The sequence below is a fragment of the Billgrantia antri genome (assembly GCF_017868935.1).
Classification (GTDB): domain Bacteria; phylum Pseudomonadota; class Gammaproteobacteria; order Pseudomonadales; family Halomonadaceae; genus Halomonas; species Halomonas antri.
Map to the genome: position 1 here is coordinate 1,346,592 of NZ_CP053383.1, position 24,425 is coordinate 1,371,016.

The window sequence follows — 24,425 nt, forward strand, 5'->3', positions numbered from 1 at the left end:
CGCGGCTTTGCGTCTGCTTATCGACATCAGTAGCCAAATTTGTCCGGAAAATAGGAGAGTGGCGGCTCACGATTGAGCCATTCTTCCATCATTCGCTCGCCTTCTTCACGTTGCTCAGGAGTGACCTTGTCTCCGTAAATCCGAAGGGCTCGTTCAGAAGTAGTGCCGGATACCTCTTCACTGATAGCGAGAAGAATAGCCCAGCCTTTAGCGGGATCCTTCTCTGTTTGACAAATTTCACGCTCTTCAGCATCAGGGACGATATAACAAGCTGCTTGCCAGCGTCTGCCGTTAATATGACCGGCCTCAGAGGCTTGCACCATCCATTCCCAGGCTTCTTCACGACGCCCAAGATTGTTCAATACAGATGAAAGATCATTCATGGCCGGGGCATAACCGGCTTCGGCGGCCCTGCGATGCCATTCCGCTGCAGCTTCCAGGCGTTCGGTCTCCGTGGCGTACTTATCCTCATCGTCTCGCGCTAAATGGCCGAGCCAGTTCATGGAGTCCAAGTTGCCGGCTTCGGCGGATCGCAGGAGCCATTCCATAGCCTCGTCATGCCGGTCGATGTAGGTATAGATATCGTAGAGCGCCCCCATGGCATCGGCGTCACCCGCCTCTGCCTTGGGCAGCGTGACAGCGAGGGCCGCTTCGCGCCAATCGTTGCCCTCTTCAGGGCAGACATCGCCCAGCTCACAGGCACTGCCATCATAGAGCCTCAACATGGCATAGGGTTCGCCTTCTTGCGCAGCCTTGTGATACCACTCCAGGGCGGCGAGTGAAAGTCCTCGACTTAACAGCCGGTTCGCCTCGCCCAGATAGTACATGGATTCAACATCACCCTGATCAGCAGCATGTTCCAGATATGGCTGCATTTTTATCCACTGATGAATGCCCCATAGCCGCATGCCCTCATCCTTGGCGGCTTGAGCCTCATCATCTAACGCCCAGGCCGTGGGGATTGCCAGCAGTGAAAACGCCAAGGCTGCCAATGCAATCATAAAAGGACGGCTCATTGGCCCACTCCCTGTTCTAGTAGGAGACTGATGTAGCACAATTGATTACCCCAAGACCTTTGGATGATCGCTGGTAATCTTCTCTAGCGAGCATCGCATCTTCGTTATTTGTTCCAGAGATTCTAACCATAAATCTATCCAATCGATGTCGGTTGTTGAGGTAGGCTACATCGCCGTAATTACTGGCAGGGCGGCCATCTTCTGTCATACGCACCACCGCCTTGGTAAAGAGGTATTGTGCAGGAGTGGGGGCCACGTGACTGAAGCGACACTGTGCGCCGTAGACACTCATCGTCACGCCCTCCACGATCCAGCCCAGGCAGTTTGAGATAGCGATCTGCTGGAAATCCAATGCCTGCCGTGCATTGAAGCTCTGGCTGCCGCCACGCCCTCTACCCTGCCCATCAACCTCAAAAGCTCTTGGCTCGCTAATCAGCAAATGCAATAGCGCCCCCAAGGCTTCGGGAGAGAGCTGCTGTACCCACCTGCGCAGCTCGTCTTTCCGCGGGTCATTGACCAACACATACGCAATCGGCCCCGCTTTCTGTCCGCCGGTCATGGCCCGGTAGATTCGCTCGATGCCGGTTCTGCCACGTGCAGCCAGCAGCCCCACATTGAGCAGGGTCGTGGTCGCGATGTAGGCCAGCCAGTTCATGCTTTCATAGGCTTCCTCATCGATCCACTCCGGCTTTTCGAAGTTGTTGTCCACCAGGGCGCGGTGGAGCATGACCAGCCAGAGATCCAGGCTATCGGGGTCGAGTTCGATGGCGAGGCCACCGCCAGCGCCCCTGCCTAAGACGAAACGTCCCGACACCTTGAACACGAACTTACCGTTCTTCATGCCCAGCACGAACCCGAGTTTGCCACCGATGCCCGCTGCTGCTTCGACATCGATCTGAGCAACGCCGATACTGCGCCAGCCGCTCAGCGATTGGCTGGGGCGATGCATACCCAGGCTGGCCATGGCAGCACGCTGGGGGAGAATGCGCAGCAAGTTCTGGGGCGGCTCCCAATGCAGCTCGCAGCGTGTCTCGATGCCGAGGCGCGCCCCGGCGAAGGCTTCCAGTGTGGCGCCTGTCGCTTCCCGCTTGACCCAGTCGATGCCGGAAACGCTGAGCCCATCCTTGTCGAAGGAAAACCCCATTTCGGTGGCGAGTGCCAGACTGGCGCCGGCGAAGCCCTTGGCGACGGCGTCGAGTACAATGGCGTAGCGTCCCAGTTCGCGCTGTTCGCCGCGTTCGGTGAGCGTAGCGACAACCGGGCGAGCTTGCTCCTTGCTGGGGAGTACGAGCTGGCCCAATGGGAGTTCGCCACGAGCCAGACTGAAGGTGCCCTTGGCTTCCCAACTGTAGGTCAGTTCGACCGAGGGGCTCCATTCACCGTCGGGTTCCAGCGTCCAGTGGCCGGGCTGCTCCCGCTCGAGGACGATTTCGTTTCGGCCTTTGCCTTTTAGTTCACCTTTATTTTCCGCCTTCAATTCGGCATCGAAGAAGGTCAGGCTGGGGGAGTGCTCGGTAACGTCCCAAGGGGTGTCGCGCTCACCCTCTTGGCGGGCTTCGTTTAGCTCATGTCGTGCCATGCCCACAAGCCGAAGCATCTGCGCTTGGGCACTGGCATCGAACAAGCGAAGCTCCTCGCGGCTGGGGCCAGTAAAGAGGATCTTTTGCAGTGCCTCGCCCCAGGCTTGTTTGCCGGCATCATCCAGCGAGGCGACCTCATGGCCTTGCTCTTCCAGATAAGCGAAGAAGCGCTCGGGCTGAAAGAATCCCATGGGCTCGTCGTGCCAATCCAGCCGATGCGCTATCGCCTGGCAACCTCGCCCTTGTAGCCATTGTGAGAGCGCTCTCTCAGGGGCGTCCCACAGTCGTGCCGGCAGCACCCCGTCAGCTCTAAGCGTGCGCTCGAGCCGCCAGCGCTCGTTGCCGGTCATGGTAGGGACCATCTGCAACAGGCTGATGTGGCTAAGGGACTTCTGTCCCTGCGGTGAGCTGAATTCGCGCAGCGGGAAGTCGTTCTGTACCAGAAGCTCTATCTTGCGTTTTTGGTAGCCCAGGGCATGCCGGTCGTCTTCGATATCGGTATGCCAGACCAACATGCGGCCTGGCTCCATCTCTTCCACGGCCAGCCGAGCGCGCTCATGAAGGTCATTCAGGGTTTCCTGCAGGGCCTCATAGCGCTGCCTCTCCTGCTCGAAGAGGAAAACGGGCAGTTGGGTTTGCCCACCCGTACCGGACTCCCATTCGCGCAGCTTGTTTTCAACTGCCTGGTGCAGTTCGAGGCTCTCCTTGAGCGTACGGCAGTAAGCATCGAAGGCTTCCACACCATTGCGCAGTTGGCGCAGCTGTGGGTTGGGAGAGGAGAGGGCCAATTCGGGTGTAGCGATGCCGAGTGATGCAAGCGTGAGGATACTGTGCAGGTAATCGTTGTACTTGCTTTCTTGTTGCTCGCTCAATTGCTGCACGTAGCCGACGAAGCGACACTCGTTGGCCGCCTCACGGGGCGGCATCGACTCGCATAGCTGGATGAAGCGCTGGTACTCCGCCAGTACGTCTTGCAGGGAGAAGGGCGTGGCTTCACCTTGCCCGCCAGGATTGAAGTGATACTCCCGTTGGGCCTGGGCGCGCTGCGAGCGGTAGGCTTCCAGCGCGGATGCGATCTCGCCTTCCCAAGGACCGAAGTAGCCCTCATCTTCCAGGCTATAGCCTTGCTCCCTGGCACGCTCAAGGCCCTGTTGGTAAAGCTGCCTCAGTTGGCGTTCCAGCCGGGCGACTTCTTGAGCGTCTCTGCTGATACGGCGATTCAAGAACTCCAGCACACCCGGAGTACTGAATTGATACAAGTGATCCCACATGGTGCGCTGATGCGCAATGCGCGCTTCCAGTGAGGCCTCGTCGTCTTGCGTCAACTCGGCGAGCCGTTCGAAGGTTTCCCGGTAGCGCTGCCGTTCGCTCTCATCGAGAAAGTTCTCGGCTCGGGCCGGCAGCAGGCATTCCAGCCCGGCCTCTTCGGTGAGCTTGCGCAGACGCTCGGCCGGGTCTTCTTCCTGTACCCATTTGCTCAGCGTTTCGCTGGCTTCCAGCAAGATGTCGGAAACCTCTTCGGTCAGCAGCCAGAAAGTGCGGGTGCCCGGCAGGTACAGAATGTCGGCCCAGCACTGCTCCTCGCAGACGTGCTGTGCTGTCGACTCGATGCTGCCGCCCTCTGACTCCAGTAGCTCGAATCGGTTGATGACATGTGGATTTTCAGGGCTGCCGGGGCGTGCTCCTGTGCTCATACCAGGCTCTCCAAAGCTTGTACTTTTTTGCGCATCGGCAGGTCGGCGCGCAGTTCCTGTTCGACAGACGAGGAAAAAGACTCGCTCTCTTGGCAGATCAAGGGCAGCAGACGCTGGAGGTAATGCGCTTGCTTGATGCCCGCCGCCTCGATCTGCCCCAGCCGCTCCAGCCACGCCGGCGGTAGCGCCGAAAGCGGCGTCTCGGTCGCCCGGCTGAGCCACCAGGCGCGTGGACTCTCCTTGAGGGCCTGTTCCAGCGCTTGGGTCAGCGGCGGTGCCTTGGACTCGTTAACGGTGTCGCCCGTGGTCTCGCTAGCAACATCGACGAGCTGCCACGCCTGCCAGTGCGGCAGCAGCGTGGGCGTGACGACCTGCCCCAACGGCCCGATGAGTTGGGCGTAGGCGGTGTCGCTGACGGCGGCGAGCAGTGCCGTCCAGGCCGCGCCATCCTGAAGGTTCACCAGCGACTGGCCGCCGTGGGGGTCGTCGAGCACGAACAGGCGGCGCAGGTGATCGGCCAGATCATCGGAAGAGGTCGCTTGTGTTGGCTGAAAGGCCCAGCCGAAGCGCTGCCCCGTGCATAGCGAACGGATGGCCTGCCAGGCCTCGCTGCCTGGCGTGAGTTCGACCAGCCAGGGGCTGGCGTCCAGCAGCGGCGCCAGAGGCGTGCCGGCGAACAGGGTCAGGAAGTCGTTCCAGCCGGGCTGGCCCACGAGGGCGGCGCAGCGTTCCGGGGCACGGCGCTGGTCGAGCACCGCATAAAGGGGGCGGCGGCCATCGAAACCGGCCGCCGGGCTCTCGACCGGGTGGCTGCGCTCGCCGATTCGGTTCAACCAGCCAGGCATGGGCAATCCCCCCGGCTGCAGGTGGTCTCGCTCAGCTTGCCGCACAGCGGCAGCAGCGTCGCCTCGGAGAGCTGATAGTCTTTGAGCTTGGGCAGCGAGGTAGGCGGTATTGCCTCATGAATTTCCGCCACCGCCCGGCCCGGCAACAGCGGCGTCTCGACGGCCTGGCCGCTGCCGGAGCCGGGGCTGCCGCCGGCGTTGACCTTGACCGTGGGCCCGACCAGGGTCACGCCGCCGCCGTCGAGCTTGAGGAAGCTGCCGCCGGCGTTGAGCGTCATTTCGCTGCCGGCTTCCAGCACCACCTTGTGGCCGGCCTTGATGTGCAGTTCGCGGCCGCATTCGCTGAGCCAGGCCTGGCCGGCCTTGATGTGCAGCGTGCCCTGCACCGTGAGGTGCTGGTTGCCGTCGGTCTGCTCGTGCCGGTTGCCGCGCACGGTGTGGTGATCGTCGCCGTCAATCTCACCAATGCGGTCGTGATGCACGGTGAGGAAGCTGTCGTGGCCGATCTCCTCGGTGCGGTCGTTATTGGTGAGCAGTTCCAGGTCCTTCTGGGCGTGCAGCCAGATCTGCTCCTCGCCAGCCTCGTCCTCGAAGCGAAGTTCGTTGAACCCTTCGCCCTTGTGGCTCTGGGTGCGGATGACGGTACGGGTCTTGTGTGCCGGCAGTTCGTAGGGCGGGGTATTCACCGCGTGGTAGGTGCGTCCGGTGATCAGCGGCTGATCCGGATCGCCCTCGAGGAAGCTGACCACCACCTCATGGCCGATCCGCGGAATGGCGATACTGCCGTAGCCGCCGCCGGCCCAGCCCTGGCTGACGCGCACCCAGGCGCTGGCCGTTTCATTCGGCTCGGCGTAGCGATCCCAGGGGAACTGCACCTTGACCCGGCCGTGCTCGTCGCAATAAATCTCCTCGCCCTCGGGGCCGACGACGAAGGCGACCTGCGGGCCGTCGACTCTTGGCTTGGCGTTGGGTTTGGGACGCCAGGCCTGGTCAGCGGGTATCAGCACCAGTTCGTTGTCGAACTTGGTCATCTGGCCAAGGCCCGCCGCATCACCCTGAGTGACACCATCCTCTTCCAGCGCCTGGGGCTGGCTGCCGGTGTGCGTGACCGACACTACCTGCCAGTCGACGTTGAGCTCGTCGAGATCGTGGTCGGTGAGGGTGAAGCGCGTGCCCGGGGCGAGCTCGGGCAGGTCGCTTTCGGCGGCGCAGGTCAGGGCGTCGCTTCTCAGGTGCTCCAGGCGAATGCGGGTGAAGGCCTCGCCGGAGGCGTCGGCCTTGTAGCGGCCGGGGTAGTCGTAGTGTTCGTAGTCGTCTCTTTGGGCGTGTTCTTCCAGGCCGTCCGCGGCGTGTTCATGGAGTTGGGCGTAGGCGGGGTTCTTGAACGAGGTGTCCTTGAGCGTGACCGAAGCCGGGGCGACCCGAGCGAGCTGTTCGAGCTTGCGCACGTGGCGGCTCGGCGGGGTGCCGCCGGCGCGGCCGTGGTAGGTGCGGCTGCCCAGGTGGGCCAGCACCTGGGGCGCGTCGGCGAATACCAGGCGGTGGGTGCCACCGGGAGCATCTTCAAACTCATGAAAGTAGAACAGCCCCTCCTCGGCGGCCAGGCGCTGGATGAAGTCGAGGTCGCTCTCGCGGTACTGGGTCAGGTACTCGCGTTCGACCGGTTCACGGGTGGCGGCGAAGGCCACGTCGGTGAGGCCGCGCTCGTCGCACAGGGTGTTGATGACCGTGAGCGGCGAGACCTGCTGGAAGATGCGCGAGTTGTGGCGCAGGCCCAGGCGCCAGACGGCCGGGCGCGCGACCAGCGAGTAGATCGTGCGCCGGTGGCCGCGGTCGCCGCGACCGAACTCGCTGACGATGGCGTGCACCCGGCGCAGCACCTCGCCGTCCTGCCATATCGTCAGGCTCACCGGGCGGTCGAGGATGTCACTCGCGGCGAGGCTGCCGTCACGGCTGGCGAAGCGTAGCGTGAGGGTGAAGGGCGCGGAGAGCGCCTCCTCCAGGGTGAAGTCGACCACCGCCAGGTCGGCCGAGTCAGCCCCGGCGAGCGCGAGGGTGAATTGGAGTCCGGTTTCAGCGGCCATGCTTCCCTCCTGGAAGACGAATATGCGGTGAGCCACCGCCACGGCGAAAGATGCCGCGACGGTAGGTTACGTGCCGTATCCGACAAGACAAGAGCGAAACGGCACGAAGGGACGAACGCTGACAACCCGTGTCGGCGATCTCTTACACGCCGCGACGCCAGCGCTCGATGAAGAACGCTGGCGTCGCGAGGCGAATCGCCCCCGCCCGGCGAGCGGTCGGGCAGGGGCGAGGGCGAGCCGATCAGGACTCGATCGGGGCGCGCCAGTCGTCGGAACCGGAGGTGCCGGCGACGGTGTGTTCCCAGTCGATCTTGCGGTAGGCCAGGGAGACGTCCATCAGCTGAGTGAACTCGGCCTTGGTCACGTCCTGGGCGTGGGGCATGCGCAGGTTGATGTCGACGATGGTGGCGTCGGTCAGGGTGGTGGTGAAGAAATGCTCCTGCTTGCCCTCCACGGAAGTGCGGTACCACTTCAGCTCGACGTTGGGCAGCATCTCGCCGGAAGCCAGGGCGTTGTACATCAGCGGTACGGCCTTGTTCAGGGCCACGGTGAAGACGAACGGCTTGTGAGCGCGCTGGCCGGAAGGCTGGCCGGACTGCGGGTCGGTGGGCACGGTGACGACGTGCTTGAACTCCTGGACCAGCATCTCGTCCTCGTGGCCTTCCACGTAGATGTTGCCCACGGAGTCCGGGGTGAAGGCACCGGCGGTGATGTTGCCCTGGGTCTGGCCTTCGATGCTGATATAGCAGGGAGTCGGCATGGTCTGCTCCTTGACGATGTGAATGAAATGTCCCGATGGACGGTTCATAAGGAGCAGGAGGTGTGCCGCTTTTTGCCAACTCATTTTGAATCAATCAATTAGACATTTCTCAAGACGAGATGCTAATTAACATTAGGCAAGAAGTTGCCCGGGGCGGGCAAGATCTTGCCCGGCGGGCAATAAATTGCCTAATTCGAATTGGGTTCTTGGGAAGGAAAAGGCGGCCGTAGGCCGCCATAGGTTTTAGAAAGACGCTGCGGCAGAGCGCTACACTTCGCGCTCGCCATCCACCAGCCGCGAGATCTTCCACGGGTTGCCGTCACGCAGCACCTCGGGCAGCAAGCCCTCAGGCAGCGCCTGGTAGCACACCGGGCGCAGGAAGCGGAAGATCGCCGCGCTGCCCACCGAGGTGGTGCGGCTGTCGGAGGTGGCCGGGTAGGGCCCGCCGTGGACCATGGCGTGGCATACCTCGACGCCCGTCGGCCAGCCATTGGCGAGGATCCTGCCGGCCTTGCGCTCGAGAGTCGGCAGCAGCGCCTTGGCCGCGTCGAGGTCGCCGTCGTCCATCTGCAGCGTGGCGGTAAGCTGGCCTTCGAGCTGGCTCGCCACGCGCTTCACTTCCGCCAGGTCAGCGCACTCGATCACCAGCGAGGTGGCGCCGAACACTTCTTCCTGCAGCTCAGGATCGTTGAGGAAGTCACCCGCCGCGGTGACGAACAGCCCCGCCTGGCACGGGTGGGCGGATTCACCGGCCTGGCCGCGGGCGATTTCGCGTACCTTGCCGTTGCTCGAAAGCCGGCCCACGCCCTGCTGGTAGGCGTCGTGGATGCCCGGGGTGAGCATGGTCTGGGCGGCGCTGCCCTTGAGCGCATCGCCCGCGGCCTCGACGAAGGCGTCGAGTTCGGGGCCCTTCACCGCAATCACCAGCCCGGGGTTGGTGCAGAATTGCCCGGCGCCCATGTTGAGCGAGGCGACGAAGCCCTCGGCGATCTGCGCCCCACGGGCACGTAACGCCTCCGGCAGCAGGAACACCGGGTTGATCGAACTCATCTCGGCGTAGACCGGGATCGGCTGCGGGCGGGCCTGGGCGGTCTTCATCAGCGCGGTGCCGCCGCCGCGGGAGCCGGTGAAGCCGACGGCTTGAATGCGCGGGTCGGCCACCAGCGCCTGGCCGATCTCGCGGCCCGAACCGAACAGCAGCGAGAACACGCCCTCCGGCAGGCCACTCTTCTCGACGGCACGCTGCATGGCACGACCCACCAGCTCCGAGGTGCCGGGATGGGCGGAGTGGCCCTTGACCACCACCGGGCAGCCGGCGGCCAGCGCCGAGGCGGTATCGCCGCCGGCCACGGAGAAGGCCAGCGGGAAGTTCGAGGCGCCGAACACGGCGACGGGGCCGAGCGGAATGTGACGCTGGCGCAGGTCGGCGCGGGGCATCGGCTGGCGCTCCGGCAGGGCCGGGTCGAGGCGCAGGTCGAGCCACTCGCCGGCGCGCACCACCGAGGCGAACAGGCGCAGCTGGCCGCAGGTACGGCCGCGCTCGCCTTCGAGGCGCGCCCGGGGCAGGCCGGTCTCGGCCATGGCGCGCTCGATCAGTTCGTCGCCGATGGCCTCGATCTCGGAGGCCGCGGTCTCGAGAAAGGCGGCGCGCGCTTCGAGGGTGGTCTCGCGGTAGCTGGCAAAGGCCTTCTCGGCGAGTTCGCAGGCGCGCTCGACCTCGGCGGTCGTGCCGCCGCCATAGGTGGGCGCGAGGGTCTCGCCGGTGGCGGGATTGACGGCGTTGATGGGCTGGGAACTGCCGCTGACGGCTTCGCGGCCGATCAGCATCTTGCCTTCCAGGGACATGTCGAACTCCTTGCTGCTCTCAGAGCGATTTCACTTCGATGGCTGGCTGGTCTGCCTCGAAGCGTAGTGGATTGCGCAGGGGGCGACCGAATTCGCTCAGCGCGATCTCGAAGCGGTCGCCGTCGCGGGTCTGGATGCCGTCGGCAAAGCTCAGGGTGGCGGTGCCGAAGAAGTGCACGTGCACGTCACCGGCACGGCGAAAGCCCGCATACTTGAAGTGGTGATGCTCCAGGTTGGCCAGGCTGTGGGCCATGTTGGCCTCGCCGGTGAGGAAGGGCTTCTCCCAGACCGTCTCGTTGCCGCGCACGATGCGGCTGGTGCCTTCCAGATGTTTGGGCAACTCACCGATCAGAAGCTCCGGACCGAAACTACAGGCGCGCAGCTTGGAGTGGGCCAGCCACAGGTAGTTGAAACGCTCGGTCACATGATCGGAGAACTCGTTGCCGATGGCGTAGCCGACCCGCCAGGGCTGGCCGTCGTCGCCGATCACGTAGAGCCCGGCCAGCTCCGGCTCCTCGCCGGCATCCTCGGCAAAGGGCGGCACGGGAATCTCCGTCTCGGGCGCGACGACACAGCTGCCATCGCCCTTGTAGAACCACTCCGGCTGGGCGCCAACGCTGCCCGCAGCGGGCTTGCCGCCTTCCACGCCGAGCTTGAACATGCGCATGGAGTCGGTGAGCTCCGCTTCACTCACCTGTGTTTTCGCATGCATCGCCGAGCGCGTATCGGCGCTGCCCAGATGAGTGAGGCCGGTGCCGGTCACCAGGCAGTGCGCCGGGTCGGGGTGGGTCAGCGGCGGCAGCAGGCGTTTCTTGTCGACCAGTCGCTGGTAGTCGAGGCGGGTCTCGGTGAGTGCCGACTCGACGGTGGCGGCCAACGATTGCCCCGCGCTGATGGCGCGGCGGGCCAGTGTGTAGGTGTCGCTGTCGAGCAGGCGCACTTCACGGTCGCTTTCGACCCGGGCCGCGTGGATACGGCCATGGTGCTCGCATTGAATCAGGCGCATGGCGTGATTCCTCGTATTGGACATTGGTTAGAGTGGCCAGATCGCCAGCTGCGGCCATAGCAGCAGGGCGGCCAGCACGCAGAGCTGGATGAGCATGAACGGCAGCACCGAGACATAGATGTCCTTGAGGCTGATCTCGGGCGGCGCCACGCTCTTGAGATAGAACGCCGCCGGGCCGAAGGGCGGCGACAGGAACGAGACCTGCATGTTCACGGCGAACAGGATGCCGAACCAGATCGGGTCGAAGCCCAGCTCGGTGACGATGGGCAGGAAGATCGGCAGGGCGAGCATGGCGATGCCGATCCAGTCGAGGAACAGGCCGAGCACCAGCATGATGCCCATCATCACCAGGATGATGACGATCGGTGCCACCTCGAGGCCCAGGATCAGGCCCGAGACGAAACGGTTGCCGCCCATCAGGTTGTAGACGCCGACCAGGGCGGCGGCGCCGATGCCGATCCAGATGATCATGCCGCAGGTGTTGAGCGTCTGGCCCAGACTGTGATGCAGCATGGAGAGCGAGAATTCGCGGCGCACTATGATCGCCAGGATGACACCGAACACGCCCATGGCCGCCGCTTCGGTGACCGAGGCGATACCGCCGTAGATGGTGCCGAGCACCAGGAAGGCGATCAGCCCGGGGAGCAATATTGCCTTGGCGGCGTCGAGCCTGCCGGTGAAGGGGTTGTCCTGGCTCTCCTCGGTCAACGGCGGTCCCATGTCGGGATTCTTGAGGCAGCGCACCAGTACGTAGGCGATGTAGGAGCCCATCAGAATGACGGCAGGCGTGATCGCCGCGGTGAATAGCTCGGCGATCGAGACGCTGGCGATCAGGCCGTAGATGATCAGCACGATCGACGGCGGCATCATGGTGCCCAGCGCGCCGCCGGCACATACCACGCCGATCGACAGGCGCTTGTCGTAGCCCAGGCGCAGCATTTGCGGCAACGCCAGGATGCCCAGCAGCACGATCTCGCCGCCGATGATTCCGGACAGCGCGGCGAGGAAGAACGCCACCACGATGGTCTGCACCGCCACGCCACCGGGCAGGCGGCCGGCGAACACACGCATGGCGTTGAACAGATCCTTGGCGATGCCGGAGCGGTCGAGCAGCGAGGCCATAAGCACGAACATCGGCACCGCAACCAGCGAGTACTCGGTGATGAAGCCGTAGACGCGGCTGGTGACCAGCGGCAGCGCGGTTTCGCCGAACCAGCCGAAGGTGAAGGCCATCGCCACCAGGCCGGTGATAAAGGCCAGCGGCAGGCCTGTCACCAGCAGCGCGAAGATGGCCCCGACCATCAGCAGGGTAGCGGTCGAGATATCCATCAGCGCACCTCCCGGCCGGGGCGAGCCCGCAACGACTGGATCAAGTGCAACAATGCCTGCAGTGTCATCAGCGCCAGGGCGAACAGGATCATGCCCTTGACCAGGGCCGGAAATGGGGGGTTCCAGGAGGTGCCGGAGCGCTCCAGGCGCCATTCGCCGAGCGGACTGTGAGACGCTGTCCAGAACATGGTGAAGGCGGCGTAGCTCATGGCCAGGCAGAAACCCAGCGTCACCAGGTCGTTGAAGCGATCCATCCAGCCCCTGAGGCGCGGGCCGACGTTGTCGTAGAGCACCTTGACCCGGATGTGGCTATTGCGTGCCATGGCGGCAGGGCCGCCCAGGGCGAAGCTGATCGCGATGAGGAATACCACGCTCTCATGGACCCAGGAGGTGGGGGAATTGAACCCATAGCGCAGGAAGACCTCGACTACGCTGATGGCCATGGCCAGCAGGATCATCCAGGCGGCGCCCCGGGCGCCTCTCGACACCAGCCGATCAAGACCGTTGCGCTCGGGCGAGACATCCTCGACATGCTCTACGATGTCGGCGAGTTCCTGTTCGGGCAGGGGCTTGGGGTCATGCTGTTGCTGCGACATGGCGTATCTCTAGTGGCGCTGCGGGCCGCCAGACGCCTGGCGGCCCGCAGCGGTTGCCGGTGTGTGGTTCAGAGCAGGTTGCGCGAGCGCAGGAAGGCGGTGGCGGAGTCGTAGACCTTCTGGGTCATCTCGTTCTCGCCGGCCCACTCCTGCCATTCCGCTTCCGCAGCGGCGCTGAACTTGCGACGCTCCTCGGCGGGCAGGTCGTAGGGGTGAACGTCCGGGTCTTCCTGCAGGCGCTGCAGGGTCTCGATGTCCTGGGCCTTGAGCCGTGCGATCAGGTCGTAGGCCATGCCGTCGAAGGCGGTCTCGAGGGTCGTCTGCAGCTCTTCCGGCAGCTCATCCCAGATCTGCTTGTTGATCGACACGGCGATCATCGGCATCGAGTGGAAGCCGGGGTAGAGCGGGTAGGGCGCGAAGGCGTGCAGGCCCATGGCGTCGTTGTTGGAGAGCACGGTGGAGTCGGCGGCATCGATGACCTTCTTCTCCAGCGCGGTATAGACTTCGGAGCCGGGCAGGTTGACGGGGCTTGCCCCGATGCGCTCGAAGACGTTATAGACCATGCCCTGCGGGGCGCGGATCTTGAGGCCTTCGAAGTCCTCCAAGGACTCGATCGGCACGGTGGAGGGCACCGACTCCAGCGGGAAGGTGGCTGCACCGATCAGGTGCACGCCGTAGGGTTCGACCAGTTCGTTGTAGAGGTCTTCGCCGCCGCCGTGCTTCATGTACTCGAGAAAATCGTAAGGGTTCTGCCAGGCGCCGACCAGGTTACCCAGCATGCCGAAGGCGGGGTCGCGCCCCGAGAAGTAGCTGGGGTCGGTCATGTGGCCCTGCAGGATGCCGGAACTCACCGCATCCAGCGTCTCGGTCGGGCCGACCACGGCATTGATCGGCATGACCTCGATCTCGACGCGGCCATCGGTCATGCGGGAGATGCGCTCGGCCCACTCCTGCTTGATCTTGAAGCTGGGCTCGCCGGAGGTCTCGGAGGCCTGGAAGGTCCACTCGTACTCGGCGGCGTGGGCCGTGGAGAGGCCCAGCAGCAGAGCCGAGCCGATGAGGATATGACGGGGTGCGAGATTGAGCATACGGGCTCCAAGGGTTGTTAATTGTTACTTTCCGCCTATATGTTGAACATATGTCGTTCATGTTCAACATAGACTTTAGTCGTGACTACCTCAGGCGGGACGTAGCGTCTCGCCATCCGAATCAAAGGAATTGGCAATGCAAGAGATCGAAATCGGCCTGGTAGGAGTGGGCAAGATCGTCCGCGACCAGCACCTCCCGGCCCTCACCGAAAGCCGCGACTTTCACTTGGCTGCCACCGCGGATCCCCATTCCCGGCACGCGCCGGTACACGGCTACGCCGCCCTGGGTGAGATGCTCGAGGCGCATCCCGAACTGGAAGCGGTGGCCATCTGCACGCCGACGCACCTGCGCTATGCTCAGGCGCGCATCGCGCTGGAACAGGGCAGGAGCGTATTGCTGGAGAAGCCGCCCGGGGCGACCCTGAGCGAGGTGGAGGATCTGGTCGAACTGGCCGAGCGGCAGGGTTGCACGCTGTTCGCCGCCTGGCACTCGCGCTTTGCCCCGGCCGTGGAGCAGGCTCGTGAGTGGCTGCGGGAGCGGCGCATCCAGAGGGTCGAGATCGACTGGCGGGAGGACGTGCGGGTATGGCACCCGGGCCAGGCGTGGATCTGGGAGCCGGCCGGGATGGGGGTGTTCGATCCCGGCATCAATGCGCTGTCGATTGCCACCGAGATACTGCCTCGCGCCTTTTTCCTGCGCGATGCGCGGCTGTGGGTACCGAGCAACTGCCAGGCGCCGATCGCCGCGGCGCTGACCTTCAACGATACCGAGGGCGCGCCGATCGTGGCCGACTTCGATTTTCGCCAGCCGAGCCCGCCGATATGGAGCATTCACGTCGAGACCGAGGTGGGGCGGCTCAGCCTGCTGCAGGGCGGTTGCCGGCTGGAGCTCGACGGCGAGTGCCTGCTTGATGCCGAGGAGCGCGAGTACCCCGGCCTCTATGCCCGGTTCGCCGAGCTGATCCGGGAGCGTCGCAGCGACGTCGACCTGGCCCCGCTGCGGCATGTGGCGGATGCCTGCCTTGCTGCCTGGCGCGAGCCGACGGAGCCCTTCATCGAATGAGTTGGAAATGGGTTAGATCAGTCCTTGCTGGCGCTGATGGGCTACCAGCTCCCTTATCATGCTCGTCAGCGTCGCCGCGCCCGGGGAGAGCCGGCGGCGCCTCAGGCTCACAAGGCCGAACGGCTGCACACTGAGCCGCTGATGGAAAGGCAGGACGCGAAAGCGCGTCGGGGCGCATAGCAGGTCGGCCACCTGGCGCGTGGTGGCCGTGATCGTATCCGATCGATCGATCAGCGCCAGTGCCACCAGGATGTCGGTGGTATCGACGACCTGCGCCGGTGGGGCGATGGCGTGATAGAGAAACAGCGCGTCGACCCGTTGGCGCATCAGCGCCCCCTGGGGCTGAAGTGCCCACGGATAGGCGGCCATGGCCTCCAGCGTCAGCGGTTCAGCTCCCGACAGCGGGTGACCCTCACGGCACACGAAGCAGATCTCCTCCTCGCCGATCTCCTCGAACACGAACGGGTCGGTCGGGAACCCGGCCGGGATTCGCGTTATGGCGAAATCCAGCTCGCCCTCCAACAGCCTCGGCACCAGTCGCTTGCTGACGTCGACCTCGACGCTGACCTTGAGCCTGGGGTGGGTGCGGTGCACCCGCTCGATGGCGCTGGCCAGCAGGGTAACCGCCGGTGCCATTACCGTGCCGATGGCCACCTTGCCGGCATTGCCCTCGAGCAGGGCATTGAGTTCTTTGCCGGTGTTGCGAAGATCCGACAGCATGGCTTGCGCATGCCGTACCAGCACCTCTCCATACCAGTTAGGCACGAGCCCGCGTGAGTGGCGATCGAACAGCTTGACGCCCAGTTGGGCTTCGATGTCGCCGAGGAGTTTAGAAGCGGCCGGCTGACTGATGCCCAACTGCGCGGCCGCGCGATGCAGGTTGCGCTGCTCGTCGAGCGCCAGGAAGAGCTGGAAATGGCGCAACTTTAGTCGTGCTTGCAGGAACCAGTCGTCATCCAGCGTGCGCATGGTGCCTCTCCGTTCTCTTTTTTGATAACAGTTTATATATCAAAAATAACAAGTTTGCGTATTGGTTGGTTATGTCAGGCCTGGCTACTGTAGCGGCTGTATCCGCGGCGAATGCGTCGCACCGACAACAACAATTCCAGGATCAAGGAGATAGATCATGCCACTGACGTACGCTTCGGCGCGCGGTGCCGGCTTGCATCTGCCGCTGAGTGCGGCGGCTGCCGTACTGTTGCTGGGCGTGGCCGAGGTTCATGGCAGCGCCGAGTCGCCTTCCGACGACGCGCACGGTGTCGAAAAATCGGTGTTTGGCCAGTTGCCCGACGGTCGCCAGGTTGATGTATATCGCTTTACCAATGCCAATGGCATCGAGATGCGTGTCATCAACTATGGCGGCATCATCCTCTCGCTGAAGACTCCCGATGTGCAGGGCGAACTCGACGATATCGTGCTGGGCTTCGATGCGCTGGACGAGTACCTCTCCGACGAATATCGCCAGGCCAACCCCTACTTCGGTGCCCTGATCGGGCGCTACGGCAATCGCATCGCCGACGGCCAGTTCTCTCTCGACGGGAAAACCCATACGTTGGCGAGCAACGATGGAGACAACCATCTTCATGGCGGTCAGCAGGGATTCGACAGGGTGCTGTGGCAGGCCGAGCCGTTCGAGAACGACGAAGGGGCCGGCCTCGTCCTGCGCTATACCAGCGAGGACGACGAGGAGGGCTATCCGGGGCGGCTGGAAACCGAGGTGACCTACACCTTGACCGACACTGATGAGTTGCTCGTCGACTACCGGGCAACTACCGACAAGGCGACGCCGGTCAACCTCACCCAGCACAGCTACTTCAACCTCGAGGGCGAGGGCAGCGGCAGCATTCTCGATCACCATTTGATGATCAACGCCGAAGCCTTCACTCCGGTGGACGACACCTTGATTCCCACCGGCGAGATTCGCCCGGTCGAAGGCACACCATTCGATTTCACCCAACCGACGCCGATCGGCGAGCGCATCAAGCAGGACAACGAGCAACTGACCTTCGGCAAGGGCTACGACCATAACTTCGTTCTTGCCGAGCAGGCTGCTTCTCCCAGTGAGCCCGTGCTGGCCGCCAGGGTGTGGGAGCCCGACAGCGGACGCCTGCTGGAGATCGCCACCACCGAGCCGGCAATCCAGTTCTATTCGGGAAACTTCCTGGCCGGCGACCTGACGGGCAAGCGGGGCCAGGCCTACGAGCATCGCTCCGGGTTCGCGCTGGAGACCCAGCACTACCCCGACTCCCCCAACCAGATCGACTTTCCGTCGACGATTCTCGAGCCGGGGGAGACCTATCGCACGCGCACGATCTACCGGTTCTCCGCCCAGGAAGAAGCCCCGGGCACATGATCCAAGAGTCTGAACATCAACAACAACACATGCAGAGACTTAGGAGTACGTCATGACTTTCACCACTACCTTCACTCGTCTGGCCCTGAGTGCCGGCCTGGCGCTCGGAACCGTCGGCGCGGCTCAGGCGGCCGAAGAGGACGTCAAGATAGGCTTCATCGTCAAGAAGCCTGAGCAGGCCTGGTTCATCAACGAGCAGGAGGCCGCCACTCAGGCCGGAGAAGAGCTGGGCTTCAGCGTCGTCCGACTGGGCGGCGAGGATGGCCAGGAGGTGCTGAGTGCCATCGACAACCTCAACTCCCAGGGTGCCCAGGGCTTCGTCATCTGCCCGCCCGACGTGCGCCTGGGCCCCGCTATCATGAACCGTGCCAACCAGTACGGCATGAAGGTGGTCACGGTAGACGACCGCTTCGTGGGCAGCGACGGCGAGCCCATGGAGGAGGTTCCGCACCTGGGCATGTCCGGCTACAAGATTGGCCAGCAGGTCGGCGAGGCGATTGCCGCCGAGATGGAGGCCCGCGGCTGGGATCCTCAGGAGGTCGCCGCGCTGCGCATCACCAACTATGAGCTACCCACCGCCAAGGAGCGCACCGACGGTGCCACCGACGCGTTGTTGGAGTGGGGATTCCCGGAAGACAACATCTTCGACGCACCCCAGCAGAACACCGATACCAGCAGCGCCTTCTCGGCCGCCTCGCCGGTCATCTCACAGCGCGGCGAGTTCGAGCACTGGATCATCTACGCCCTCAACGAGGAGAGCGTGCTGGGCGGCGTGCGCGCCACCGAGCAGTACGGCCTGGGTGCCGAAGACGTGATCGGCGTGGGCATCAACGGCTCGGGTGCCGCCTTCGCCGAGTTCTCACGCAGCAACCCGACGGGCTTCCACGGCACCGTTGCGGTGAGTTCCACCCAGCACGGGCGCCAGACGGCGGAGGATCTCTATCGCTGGATCACAGAAGGTGAAGAGCCGCCGGCCAACACCGAAACCTCCGGCACCCTGATGACGCGCGACAACTGGCAGGAAGTGCGCGCCGAACTCGGACTGTGAACATGACCGAACCCTATCTTCGATTCGACGGCATCAGCGTGGTCTTCCCCGGCGTGCGGGCGCTCGACAGGGTCAGCTTCGGTGTGCACGCCGGCCAGGTACATGCGCTGATGGGCGAGAACGGTGCCGGCAAGTCGACGCTGCTCAAGGTGCTCAGCGGGGTCAACCGCGTCACTGAAGGAGCGCTGTGGATCGACGGCGAGCGTCATGTGTTCGCCAACGCCCGCGAGGCGCTCGGCCAGGGTATCGCCATCATCTACCAGGAGTTGACGCTGGCGCCAAACATGTCGGTGGCCGAGAACCTGCTTCTCGGCCAGCTTCCGGTCAGCCGTGGCTTCATCGACCGACGCCAGCTGCGCGAGCGGGCATTGCGCATCCTCGAAGAACTCGGCGAGGGGAGCATCCACCCCTCGACCAAGGTGCGGGATCTCTCCATCGGCCAGCAGCAGATGATAGAGATCGGCCGCGCGCTGCTGCGCGATGCGCGCATCATCGCCTTCGACGAGCCGACCAGCAGCCTGTCGGTGCAGGAGACGCGCCAGCTCGAGCGCATCGTCGCCCGGCTGCGTGACGAGGGCCGCGTGGTGCTCTACGTCACCCATCGCATGGAGGAGGTCTTCAAGATGTGCGATGCGGTCACCGTATTCCGCGACGGCAAGCACATTCGTACCCACCAGAGCCTAGAAACGCTCGATCACGACACCCTGGTCAGCGAGATGGTCGGCCGCGACATCGAGGATGTCTACGGCTACCGCGAGCGTAAGCAGGGCGAGGTGATGCTCGAGATCGACGCCATCGAGGGTCGAGGGCTCAGGGCGCCCGTGAGCTTCGCGGTCAAGCGCGGCGAAGTGTTCGGTCTGTTCGGCCTGGTGGGGGCGGGGCGCAGCGAATTGATGCGACTGGTATGCGGCGTCGAGACCGCCCAGGCGGGCGAGGTGCGCCTCCAGGGTGTGGCTCGGCGCTTTGCCAGCACTGGCGAGGCCATCCGCCGGGGCATCGCCATGTGCCCGGAGGATCGCAAGTCGCAGGGCATCTTTCCCGTCGCCAGCGTGGCCGACAACCTCAACGTAAGCTGCCGGCGCTTCTTCAAGCGCTGGGGGCTGCTGCGCGACCCGCGCCGAGAACGTGCCAACGCCGAGGAGTACATCAAGCGGCTGAGTATCAAGACGCCGGGGCCGCGTACGCCCATCGGCACGCTCTCCGGCGGCAACCAGCAGAAGGTGATTCTGGCGCGCTGGCTATCCGAGAAGATCGACTTGTTCGTGATGGACGAGCCGACACGCGGTATCGACGTGGGCGCTCGGCGGGACATCTACAACCTGCTCTTCGAGCTGACCGAGCAGGGCAAGAGCGTCGTCGTGATCTCCAGCGATCTGGCTGAGGTGAGCTCCATCTGTGACCGCATCGGCGTGATGCGCGACGGCGCACTGATTGACATCGTGCCCCGCCAGGAGGCCACCCAGGAGCGTCTGCTGGGGTTGGCGCTGCCTGCCTGAGACTGTCTACAAGTGCATCGTCAAGCGCAACGACAAATACATGACAAGAGGCATCTGAGGGATACGACATGACTACCCAAAAACTCGCAGGGGCAGACCGCAGTGCGACGGCTGCGTCCCCGCGCCGAGGGCTGCCCAAGCCCCTGCGCACCCTGCTCGACACGTCCGGATTGATCGCCATCTTCATGATCCTGTTCATCGCACTGGCGATTTTCATCCCGGGCTTCTTCACCGGACGCAACATGGTGGGCCTGCTGCTCTCCATCACCCTGATCGGCACCATCGCCACCACCATGATGATGGTGCTGGCGCTGGGCGAGGTCGATCTTTCGGTAGCCTCCATCGTCGCTTTCGCCGGCGTCGTCGCCGCCGTGGTCACCTCGGCTTCCGGCAGCGTGGTGATCGGCGTACTCGGCGGCGTACTCGCCGGGGGCGCGGTAGGGGCCTTCAACGGCTTCGTGGTGGCGAAGTTCGGTATCAATTCGTTGATCGCCACCCTCGCCGCCATGGAGTTCGTGCGCGGCCTGGCCTACATCACCTCCGGCGGCGACGCGGTGATGATCACCGTGCCCGAGTTCTTCGACCTCGGCAGCGCCTCCTTCCTCGGCCTGACCCTGCCGGTATGGACCATGATCGCCTGCTTCGTGATCTTCGGCGTACTGCTCAACATGACCGCGTTCGGGCGCAACGTGCTGGCCACCGGCGGCAACCCCGAGGCGGCGGCGCTGGCCGGGGTCAACGTGCGCCGGCTCAAGGTAATCGTCTTCGGCCTGCAGGGCGTGGTGGCCGGCATTGCCGGGGTGCTGCTCACCTCGCGCATGGGACTGGGCGATCCCAATACCTCGATGGGGTTGGAGCTCGCCGTCATCTCGGCCTGTGTGCTGGGCGGCGTGGCCCTCTCCGGCGGCGTGGCAACCATCACCGGCGTGCTGGTGGGCGTTCTCATCATGGGCTGCGTGCAGAACGCCATGGGCCTGCTCAACGTTCCCACTTTCTATCAGTACCTAGTACGCGGCGCGATCCTGCTGCTGGCGGTAATGTTCGACCGCTGGAAGCAGACCCGACGCCAGCGTGCGTGATCCTTCGGTTCCAGGAGACCTCGTATGACCGACCGCAAGCGTCCCTTGCGCAGCGCCGAGTGGTTCGGCACCGCCGACAAGAACGGCTTCATGTACCGCAGCTGGATGAAGAACCAGGGCATTCCGGACCACGAGTTCGAAGGCAAGCCGATCATCGGCATCTGCAACACCTGGTCGGAACTCACGCCCTGCAACGCGCACTTCCGCAAGCTGGCCGAACACGTCAAGAAGGGCGTGCTGGAAGCGGGCGGCTATCCGGTGGAGTTCCCGGTGTTCTCCAACGGCGAGTCGCTGCTGCGCCCCACGGCCATGTTCACCCGCAACCTGGCGAGCATGGACGTGGAGGAATCGATCCGCGGCAACCCGCTGGATGCGGTGGTGCTGCTGGTGGGCTGCGACAAGACTACGCCGGCACTGTTGATGGGCGCGGCGAGCTGCGACATCCCCACCATCGTGGTGACCGGCGGGCCGATGCTCAACGGCAAGCATGAGGGCAGGGACATCGGTTCCGGCACCGTGGTCTGGCAACTCTCCGAGCAGGTCAAGGCGGGCAAGATCTCGATTCATGATTTCATGGCCGCCGAGGCCGGCATGTCCCGTTCGGCGGGCACCTGTAACACCATGGGCACGGCCTCGACCATGGCCTGCATGGCCGAGTCGTTGGGCACCTCGTTGCCGCACAACGCGGCGATTCCCGCGGTAGACGCGCGGCGCTACGTGCTGGCGCATCTCTCCGGTAACCGCATCGTCGAGATGGTCGACGAGGATCTCACGCTCTCCAAGATCCTGACCAAGCAGGCCTTCGAGAACGCCATTCGCACCAACGCCGCCATCGGCGGCTCGACTAACGCGGTGATCCATCTCAAGGCGATTGCCGGGCGAGTCGGGGTCGAGCTCGATCTCGACGACTGGAGCCGGGTCGGCCGTGGTACGCCGACCATCGTCGATCTGCAGCCCTCCGGACGCTTCCTGATGGAGGAGTTCTACTATGCTGGCGGACTGCCCGCGGTGCTGCGCCGGCTGGGCGAGGCCGGCCGCCTGCCGCACAAGGAGGCGCTCACGGTCAACGGCAAGACGCTGTGGGAGAACGTCAAGGATGCGCCGCTCTACAACGACGAGGTCATCCGTCCATTGGACAATCCCCTGCGCGAGGATGGCGGCATGTGCGTACTGCACGGCAACCTGGCGCCGCGCGGGGCGGTGCTCAAGCCCTCGGCTGCTAGTCCCGAACTGATGACCCATCGTGGCCGGGCGGTGGTGTTCGAGGACTTCGACGACTACAAGGCACGCATCAACGACCCCGAGCTCGAGGTCGACGCCGATAGCATACTGGTGATGAAGAACTGCGGACCTCGTGGTTATCACGGCATGGCCGAGGTCGGCAACATGGGCCTGCCGGCGAAGCTGCTCGAGCAGGGCGTGACCGACATGGTGCGTATCTCCGATGCGCGTATGAGCGGCACCGCCTACGGCACCGTGGTGCTGCACGTGGCCCCCGAGGCGGCGGCCGGTGGGCCGCTCGCCGCGGTGCGCAACGGCGACTGGATCGAACTCGACTGCGATGCCGGCAGGCTGCATCTGGACATCAGCGACGCTGAACTCGAGGCACGCCTGGCCGAGAGCGATCCCACCGCCAAGTCGCGGCATATCGCCAGCGATGGCGGCTATCGCCAGCTTTACATTGAACACGTGCTGCAGGCCGATGAGGGGTGCGACTTCGATTTCCTGCGGGGCTCGCGTGGCGCCGAAGTGCCGAGACATTCGCATTGAACCGGTTGGGAGGCGAACGGCGCATGGTCGACGGCTCGATGATCCAGTGCGCCTGGTCGGGGCGGGCCCGGCTGGGGGAAGGGCCGCTGTGGTGCCCCGAGCGGGGAGAGGCCGGTCAGCTGCTGTTCGTCGATATCCTGGGTCGCAGCCTGCATGAACACGACTTCGCCAGCGGTAGAACCCGCCACTGGACGCTCGACGAGGCGTGCTGCTGGCTGGTGCCGCGCGATGACGGCGATGGCTTCATTGCCGGGCTCGCCTCGCGGCTGGTGCACCTGCGTCTCGACGAGGACGGGCCGAATATCGTCGGCGGATGGACCACGCCCGACGAGCCGGAGGGCAACCGCTTCAACGATGCGGCTGTGGATGACCGGGGACGGCTCTGGTTCGGCTCGATGAAGGAGAGAGAGGGCGAGAAGGGTGAGACGGGCCGGGGTGCCCTCTATTGCCTCGACGGGACGAAGCTGCGCCGGGTCGATGATGGCTACGGTGTCGCCAACGGTCCTGCCATAAGCCCCGATGGCAGGACGCTCTACCACAGCGATACGGCGGCCGGCCTCGTCTATGCCTTTGATCTTTCGCTTGATGGGCTTTCCGGCAAGCGTGAACACCTGCGCTTCAACGGTACTCAGGGCCTTCCTGATGGCATGACCTGCGATGCGGAGGGCGGCCTGTGGATCGCCCACTGGGGCGGCGGGCGGGTCAGCCGCTTCCTGCCCGAGGGAACACTGAGCGAGACCTTGATCCTGCCCGCCTCGCGGGTGACATCCTGCACCTTTGGCGGACCCGAGCTGGATCAGCTCTTCATCACCACTGCGGCTGATGGCCGCGATCAGGAAGCGCTGGCGGGCAGCCTGTTCCGCGTGAAGCCTGGCGTTCGCGGTCTGCCCTCGCCGGCCTTCAAGGCGTAGCGGTGGGTGCCACCTCGAGCCAGCTGCCCAACGTCCCATCTCCCGGCTCGATGCCCAGTGCCTCGGCGGTACCCTGCAGTACCTCGCGGGCAGCCAGGAAGGCCTCGCGGGGCCGGCGGGCGCGAATCGCCTCCATCACCTGGCGGTGACGCTCGAAGCTGGCCTCGGGGTCGGCGGTACTGTCGTTTGAAGTTTCCACCAGCAGATGGATCGATGGGCGCAGGATATGCGAGAGCTGCGCCCAGACGATGTTATGGCTGGCCTTGAAGATGGCCACGTGGAAGGCGACGTCATGGTCGCTGTAGCGCTGCTTCTCTTCGGCACTCTCGGCATGCAGGTGACGACTCATGCCCTCCAGTGCCTCCTCGATGGCGACCAGATCAAGCGCCTTGGCGCGCCGCGCCGCCGTCATCGCCACGTAGGGTTCGACGTCGAGCCGGAAGGCCAGGATCTCGCGCTGGATGCGCGGGTTGGGCGAGGCGTAGCGGGTCATCCACTCGGTCACCGAGGGATCGAGGATGTTCCACTCCTCGTAGTCGCGCACCTTGGAGCCGTGGCCGGAGATCCGCGCAATGATGCCGACATCGACAAGCTGACGCAGGTCGCTCCTCACCGCCGAGCGATTGATCGCAAACTGCTCGCAGAGGTCGATCTCCTTGGGCACGAAGTCACCGGGCTGGTAGCGACCGGAAAAGATGGCTTCGGCAAGGTACTCCACCACGCTGGGGCGGGCGGGCTTTACGGGGCGCTTGGGCAGTGTCGCGGTCATGGCAGCTCATGTCGATGATTTGCCACATAAAGTGCCATATGTTCAACATATGGGCAATGCGGCCTAGGTCGCAATGCCAGGGCGCCACGCCCT

Annotated in this window: 19 protein-coding genes; 7 read left to right on the plus strand and 12 right to left on the minus strand. The window is 64.3% G+C overall.

The features are described from left to right. Nucleotides 1-26: 26 nt before the first annotated feature. The 10 genes from HNO53_RS06410 to HNO53_RS06455 form a co-directional block, all read right to left on the minus strand. A complete protein-coding gene (locus HNO53_RS06410; protein ID WP_242597561.1) occupies nt 27-1,016 on the minus strand; it encodes a tetratricopeptide repeat protein in 990 nt (329 codons plus the stop codon). A 16-nt stretch (nt 1,017-1,032) separates the two neighbouring features. Then, complete coding sequence (locus HNO53_RS06415; protein ID WP_209477110.1) at nt 1,033-4,098, minus strand: hypothetical protein; 3,066 nt, start codon at nt 4,096-4,098, stop codon at nt 1,033-1,035. Between the two features lie 188 nt (nt 4,099-4,286). Next, a complete protein-coding gene (locus tag HNO53_RS06420; RefSeq protein ID WP_209477112.1) occupies nt 4,287-5,135 on the minus strand; it encodes a DUF4123 domain-containing protein in 849 nt (282 codons plus the stop codon). Continuing rightward, nucleotides 5,120-7,219 carry a type VI secretion system Vgr family protein gene (locus HNO53_RS06425; protein ID WP_209477114.1) on the minus strand — a complete coding sequence of 700 codons (2,100 nt, stop codon included), beginning with the start codon at nt 7,217-7,219 and terminating at the stop codon, nt 5,120-5,122. Before HNO53_RS06425 ends, HNO53_RS06420 begins: the two co-directional genes overlap by 16 nt. Nucleotides 7,220-7,460: 241 nt before the next feature. Continuing rightward, nucleotides 7,461-7,979, minus strand: coding sequence for an Hcp family type VI secretion system effector (locus HNO53_RS06430; RefSeq protein WP_209477115.1), 519 nt, complete (start codon nt 7,977-7,979; stop codon nt 7,461-7,463). A gap of 267 nt (nt 7,980-8,246) precedes the next feature. After that, nucleotides 8,247-9,824: an aldehyde dehydrogenase (NADP(+)) gene (locus tag HNO53_RS06435; RefSeq protein WP_209477117.1), complete on the minus strand. Its 1,578-nt coding sequence runs from the start codon at nt 9,822-9,824 to the stop codon at nt 8,247-8,249. Between the two features lie 19 nt (nt 9,825-9,843). Further along, nucleotides 9,844-10,830 (minus strand): AraD1 family protein, encoded by a 987-nt coding sequence (araD1, locus tag HNO53_RS06440; protein WP_209477118.1) that lies wholly within the window; start codon nt 10,828-10,830, stop codon nt 9,844-9,846. A 27-nt stretch (nt 10,831-10,857) separates the two neighbouring features. After that, nucleotides 10,858-12,159, minus strand: coding sequence for a TRAP transporter large permease (locus tag HNO53_RS06445; protein WP_209477119.1), 1,302 nt, complete (start codon nt 12,157-12,159; stop codon nt 10,858-10,860). Further along, a complete protein-coding gene (locus tag HNO53_RS06450; RefSeq protein ID WP_209477120.1) occupies nt 12,159-12,755 on the minus strand; it encodes a TRAP transporter small permease subunit in 597 nt (198 codons plus the stop codon). The genes HNO53_RS06445 and HNO53_RS06450 overlap by 1 nt, the downstream gene beginning before the upstream one ends. A gap of 68 nt (nt 12,756-12,823) precedes the next feature. Beyond that, nucleotides 12,824-13,843 carry a TRAP transporter substrate-binding protein gene (locus tag HNO53_RS06455; protein WP_209477121.1) on the minus strand — a complete coding sequence of 340 codons (1,020 nt, stop codon included), beginning with the start codon at nt 13,841-13,843 and terminating at the stop codon, nt 12,824-12,826. 136 nt (nt 13,844-13,979) lie between these two features. Here HNO53_RS06455 and HNO53_RS06460 point away from each other — a divergent pair, with 136 nt between their 5' ends. Then, nucleotides 13,980-14,906: a Gfo/Idh/MocA family protein gene (locus HNO53_RS06460; protein ID WP_209477122.1), complete on the plus strand. Its 927-nt coding sequence runs from the start codon at nt 13,980-13,982 to the stop codon at nt 14,904-14,906. A 12-nt stretch (nt 14,907-14,918) separates the two neighbouring features. On the opposite strand, the gene HNO53_RS06465 is transcribed toward HNO53_RS06460, so the two are convergent. Beyond that, the gene (locus HNO53_RS06465) at nt 14,919-15,875 is read right to left on the minus strand and encodes a LysR family transcriptional regulator (protein WP_209477123.1); all 957 of its coding nucleotides are present in this window, start codon (nt 15,873-15,875) and stop codon (nt 14,919-14,921) included. Between the two features lie 157 nt (nt 15,876-16,032). On the opposite strand from HNO53_RS06465, the gene HNO53_RS06470 reads away from it, so the two are divergent. The 6 genes from HNO53_RS06470 to HNO53_RS06495 all read left to right on the plus strand — a co-directional run bounded on the left by HNO53_RS06470 (nt 16,033) and on the right by HNO53_RS06495 (nt 23,563). Next, nucleotides 16,033-17,259: an aldose epimerase family protein gene (locus tag HNO53_RS06470; RefSeq protein WP_209477125.1), complete on the plus strand. Its 1,227-nt coding sequence runs from the start codon at nt 16,033-16,035 to the stop codon at nt 17,257-17,259. 52 nt (nt 17,260-17,311) lie between these two features. Next, nucleotides 17,312-18,307 (plus strand): arabinose ABC transporter substrate-binding protein, encoded by a 996-nt coding sequence (locus HNO53_RS06475; RefSeq protein ID WP_209477127.1) that lies wholly within the window; start codon nt 17,312-17,314, stop codon nt 18,305-18,307. Between the two features lie 2 nt (nt 18,308-18,309). Beyond that, nucleotides 18,310-19,803 carry an L-arabinose ABC transporter ATP-binding protein AraG gene (gene araG / locus HNO53_RS06480; protein WP_209477129.1) on the plus strand — a complete coding sequence of 498 codons (1,494 nt, stop codon included), beginning with the start codon at nt 18,310-18,312 and terminating at the stop codon, nt 19,801-19,803. A 68-nt stretch (nt 19,804-19,871) separates the two neighbouring features. Further along, complete coding sequence (gene araH, locus HNO53_RS06485) at nt 19,872-20,882, plus strand: L-arabinose ABC transporter permease AraH (RefSeq protein WP_209477131.1); 1,011 nt, start codon at nt 19,872-19,874, stop codon at nt 20,880-20,882. Nucleotides 20,883-20,906: 24 nt separating this feature from the next. Beyond that, the gene (locus tag HNO53_RS06490; protein ID WP_209477133.1) at nt 20,907-22,652 is read left to right on the plus strand and encodes an IlvD/Edd family dehydratase; all 1,746 of its coding nucleotides are present in this window, start codon (nt 20,907-20,909) and stop codon (nt 22,650-22,652) included. Further along, nucleotides 22,649-23,563: an SMP-30/gluconolactonase/LRE family protein gene (locus tag HNO53_RS06495; protein ID WP_242597562.1), complete on the plus strand. Its 915-nt coding sequence runs from the start codon at nt 22,649-22,651 to the stop codon at nt 23,561-23,563. Before HNO53_RS06490 ends, HNO53_RS06495 begins: the two co-directional genes overlap by 4 nt. On the opposite strand, the gene HNO53_RS06500 is transcribed toward HNO53_RS06495, so the two are convergent. Next, complete coding sequence (locus HNO53_RS06500) at nt 23,553-24,332, minus strand: FadR/GntR family transcriptional regulator (protein ID WP_209477135.1); 780 nt, start codon at nt 24,330-24,332, stop codon at nt 23,553-23,555. The genes HNO53_RS06495 and HNO53_RS06500 overlap by 11 nt on opposite strands. Between the last annotated feature and the right edge of the window lie 93 nt (nt 24,333-24,425).

Excerpts from the sequence above, each read along its gene's own strand:
- HNO53_RS06490 (WP_209477133.1), top strand. The coding sequence starts at position 20,907 with ATGACCGACCGCAAGCGTCCCTTGCGCAGCGCCGAGTGGTTCGGCACC.
- HNO53_RS06425 (WP_209477114.1), bottom strand. The coding sequence starts at position 7,219 with ATGGCCGCTGAAACCGGACTCCAATTCACCCTCGCGCTCGCCGGGGCT.
- HNO53_RS06445 (WP_209477119.1), bottom strand. The coding sequence starts at position 12,159 with ATGGATATCTCGACCGCTACCCTGCTGATGGTCGGGGCCATCTTCGCG.
- HNO53_RS06465 (WP_209477123.1), bottom strand. The coding sequence starts at position 15,875 with ATGCGCACGCTGGATGACGACTGGTTCCTGCAAGCACGACTAAAGTTG.
- HNO53_RS06475 (WP_209477127.1), top strand. The coding sequence starts at position 17,312 with ATGACTTTCACCACTACCTTCACTCGTCTGGCCCTGAGTGCCGGCCTG.
- HNO53_RS06435 (WP_209477117.1), bottom strand. The coding sequence starts at position 9,824 with ATGTCCCTGGAAGGCAAGATGCTGATCGGCCGCGAAGCCGTCAGCGGC.
- araH (WP_209477131.1), top strand. The coding sequence starts at position 19,872 with ATGACTACCCAAAAACTCGCAGGGGCAGACCGCAGTGCGACGGCTGCG.
- HNO53_RS06410 (WP_242597561.1), bottom strand. The coding sequence starts at position 1,016 with ATGAGCCGTCCTTTTATGATTGCATTGGCAGCCTTGGCGTTTTCACTG.
- HNO53_RS06420 (WP_209477112.1), bottom strand. The coding sequence starts at position 5,135 with ATGCCTGGCTGGTTGAACCGAATCGGCGAGCGCAGCCACCCGGTCGAG.
- HNO53_RS06455 (WP_209477121.1), bottom strand. The coding sequence starts at position 13,843 with ATGCTCAATCTCGCACCCCGTCATATCCTCATCGGCTCGGCTCTGCTG.
- HNO53_RS06430 (WP_209477115.1), bottom strand. The coding sequence starts at position 7,979 with ATGCCGACTCCCTGCTATATCAGCATCGAAGGCCAGACCCAGGGCAAC.
- HNO53_RS06460 (WP_209477122.1), top strand. The coding sequence starts at position 13,980 with ATGCAAGAGATCGAAATCGGCCTGGTAGGAGTGGGCAAGATCGTCCGC.
- araD1 (WP_209477118.1), bottom strand. The coding sequence starts at position 10,830 with ATGCGCCTGATTCAATGCGAGCACCATGGCCGTATCCACGCGGCCCGG.
- HNO53_RS06450 (WP_209477120.1), bottom strand. The coding sequence starts at position 12,755 with ATGTCGCAGCAACAGCATGACCCCAAGCCCCTGCCCGAACAGGAACTC.
- HNO53_RS06470 (WP_209477125.1), top strand. The coding sequence starts at position 16,033 with ATGCCACTGACGTACGCTTCGGCGCGCGGTGCCGGCTTGCATCTGCCG.
- araG (WP_209477129.1), top strand. The coding sequence starts at position 18,310 with ATGACCGAACCCTATCTTCGATTCGACGGCATCAGCGTGGTCTTCCCC.
- HNO53_RS06500 (WP_209477135.1), bottom strand. The coding sequence starts at position 24,332 with ATGACCGCGACACTGCCCAAGCGCCCCGTAAAGCCCGCCCGCCCCAGC.